Origin of the sequence: [Scytonema hofmanni] UTEX 2349 (assembly GCF_000582685.1) — a bacterium.
Taxonomy (GTDB): domain Bacteria; phylum Cyanobacteriota; class Cyanobacteriia; order Cyanobacteriales; family Nostocaceae; genus Hassallia; species Hassallia hofmanni.
The window spans coordinates 1-3,098 of record NZ_KK073768.1 but is presented as its reverse complement, the minus strand read 5'-3'; the positions used below and the strand labels follow the sequence as shown (position 1 = coordinate 3,098).

4 protein-coding genes are annotated in these 3,098 nt (G+C 45.0%); 2 read left to right on the top strand and 2 right to left on the bottom strand.

The annotated features are described in order from the left end of the window. Positions 1-321: 321 nt before the first annotated feature. Positions 322-492, top strand: a complete 171-nt coding sequence (psb34, locus tag TOL9009_RS45205; RefSeq protein ID WP_029631629.1) for a photosystem II assembly protein Psb34 — start codon at positions 322-324, stop codon at positions 490-492. A gap of 147 nt (positions 493-639) precedes the next feature. Beyond that, the gene (locus tag TOL9009_RS45200; RefSeq protein ID WP_186227485.1) at positions 640-858 is read left to right on the top strand and encodes a hypothetical protein; all 219 of its coding nucleotides are present in this window, start codon (positions 640-642) and stop codon (positions 856-858) included. 66 nt (positions 859-924) lie between these two features. Here the strand turns inward: TOL9009_RS45200 and TOL9009_RS0105200 are convergent, their stop codons facing one another. Beyond that, positions 925-1,383 (bottom strand): hypothetical protein, encoded by a 459-nt coding sequence (locus TOL9009_RS0105200; protein WP_029631628.1) that lies wholly within the window; start codon positions 1,381-1,383, stop codon positions 925-927. A gap of 158 nt (positions 1,384-1,541) precedes the next feature. After that, positions 1,542-2,750, bottom strand: coding sequence for an IS110 family transposase (locus TOL9009_RS0105195; protein ID WP_029631627.1), 1,209 nt, complete (start codon positions 2,748-2,750; stop codon positions 1,542-1,544). Positions 2,751-3,098: the final 348 nt, after the last annotated feature.

The following is a 3,098-nucleotide window of genomic DNA, read 5'->3' as shown; positions in this document are numbered from 1 at the left end:
CCTAAGATTAAATGCCAAGCTTATTTTTCATCTCCTGAACCCTTGAAGAGTGCGAGCCTTTTAGGGAATGAAACAGCCCTGCCCTTATAAAGCAGGTTACGCATAGCTCCGGGGTTACAATCCACGAACAATTCTTCCCCCCTTTCCCCTTTCCCCCTCTTCATGAACGAACGCCCCCAACCTGATTGGGGGTTATTTTGTGCCATCGAACATAAGTACTTCTTATGATTCACATCCATTATTATTTGTCAAGCTGTATTGACTATTTGTAACAATATTGTTATATTTATTTACATAAAGTAACAAACACCAAAAAAACCTATGTATACAACAGTTAACGAAGACGGCGTTTTAAACAACTACGCAAACGAACCTCAGATGTATTATGCGGAGTACCCAGCAATTTGGGAACAACGCAAATACGTTATACAAGGCGTTTTTGCAGCAATGATAGTCACCACCCTAGTTTTGGTTGGCTTGAGCGTTAGCTAAGAAAAATTGATTTTGGTATCGGTATCTCATTGACAGAAAGGACTTCTCCCAATTACCTCGGCGTTAAATACCGAGGTTTTTTGTTGTTTAGGACTTACGCACTCGTTACGAGAAAACAAGACTTTGAGATTGCTTCCTTACGTCGCAATGACGGAAATACGTGGTACCGTGCGTAAGTCCTGTTGTTGTTGGGTGGGCGATCGCATCCGAACAAAGCCAGGAAGAGCGATCGCCTGCGGACAAGCGAGGAAAGTAGCGATCGTATATACAAGCGAGGAAATAGCGCGTTCACGTACTCGTGTGCCGAAGGTATCGCACGTCCAAATCTTTCCTCGCTTGTATTTGCTCAGAATCTCCTACGTTTAACTCTTTCTTTAAGCGATCGCGCACATATACAAGCGAGGAAACAAGGCGATCGCTTACGTTCAATCCCTAGTACAACGAACTTGCACAGACGAGTTTCAATAAATTTTTAGATGCCAGAGAGTCAGCTTTAACAAATATAGATGCTTCTCCATAAGTAGCCATATCAGAAACTAACCAACCCGCTGTATATTTAATCTCATTGTCGAAAAATCCGTGAACATCTTTGTCACTACTAGGGATAGCACGAGAGTCTAATTGAACTTTCCCATATCTGCACCAAGGAGTGTAAGCTGTATTAACTCTTATACCATTTTTTGAAATTAGTACGTATTGGAATTCACGGACATTCTCCCAACTGCTAAGTCTTGCACTTCCTTGGACGTAGCCCAACTTACTACCATCGTTAGTAGTCCCATTCACTAATACAGTTTTACCACCTTGAGGAATTGCCTGAGCAATATTAGCGCTAAAAACAGAAAATATAGACGCGATTAACAAATAGTTTTTTTGCAGTTTTAAATTCACTCTAGTCAATTTGGGTGTACACAAACGGATATTTACAATACAAGGTATTTATGTTTGGTATTCTCCACCTGTAACGTCCTAGGGGATGTCCCTTTAAAACGCCTTTGTGTTTATCCACAACCACACACCAACTTCTAAATTCCGTCTCGTTCGTATGCTTAAGTAGTGTAATCATTTAGTTGTTTAACCAATTCCCTAAACAGTAACTTTGCAGCCTTTGCGGAGATGCGCGATCGCACTAATCGAACCGGACGACCGGCAGCTTTTTCAGCATCCAACTGAGCACCCAACGCCGCACCAATCTCATTGTCAAGACGGCAGCGCTTTACCTCGATGCGGGTAAAAACCCACTGCCAGAAGGCGATACGACATAAATCGGAACCACCGACAATCTTGATTTTACTCTTGTCGCCGGACGCTTCCATTGAGGGAGCAAGCCCTAAAGACTTCTGAAAGCGCCGTAGTGAAAGGTAGCGCTTAGTGGGCTTTCCCGACTTTCGACCCTTACGAATTCTCACTTCTGGCTTACCGTCAGCGCCGAAGTAAGCGGATATTGGGTAAATCTGGCTGAGGATAATTCCCTCTAACCGCACGCCGAAACCAAAAGTTTTAAATACTTTGCGGTATGCAGTAAATTTAGAGTCACCCAACAGTTGATGTAACTCCACCTCGATGCTGTGTTCTTCTCTCTGCAAGTCACAGATGCGGCGGGCGTGATGCCGAACGGTGCTGGAAATGCCAAGCCCAATTGTGCGATCGCGTAAATTATCATATCGCTTTGACGATCGTTCACCACACAACCAGCCCCACAGCAATGGCACGTCACCATCAATCGACCGCTGGGATTTTATATGTGCTACTTCTGGAAACTGCCAAGCCAAGTCTTGACGCAACCGATTAATGATTGGGCTTTGCACCCGATTGAGGTGAGCCAGTCGCAGCACCAGTTCTCTGATGCGGGTTGTGGTGAAGTCGCGAATCTGGACAAAGCGCCTGGGGGAGTCGCAATAATCAAAGTAGTAACAAGCCAAGGCTAGGGCGTCTGCATCATCATCTTTATCGGGTAAATTTAAATGGTGTTCCCGGTAATTTCTCATTTCTTTGTGACCCACGAGCCTGACCTCAACCCCGGCACGGGCAAGGTGCGTACCCCAAAGACGCGAGTAATTTACCCCGGTCGGTTCCATAATTGCAATGTCCGGCTTTAGCGCCAACAGCGCTTTTATCCCCTCACTGTTGGCGCTAAACAATTTAAACGGACATTCATAATAAAATTGACGTGGGTCGCTTGGCTTACTTTCGAGTAAGCACGCAGAAACTGAGGACTTGCTAACATCAAGTCCCAAAATTCTTTTATTCTGTTGCATTGGGTGTGGTTGTTTGTGTAACCGATATTCCTCGTACAAGAGCCTGCGAATCACCCAAAGGCGCGTAGCCTAACTCACTCTCAAGGCTGTGTCAAAGCGTCAACTTTGACACTACGAGGGAAACTGTAGTAGATGCAGCAACCGAGCTTACGAAATAAAAAAAGCGATTACGCTTGATTCCGATTAAAAGCCCTAAGTTACCGCACACAATTACAGGCGAATGATTTGGACTCGATCCGCGACTCCCGATGTGGGAGTTTCGCCGGTGAGTTAGTCCAGCTCATCGGGCGATTTACCTAAACTGTTCGTGCAGTATTGCTTCGGCTTCTCTTACGAGGGTTTGTGCTT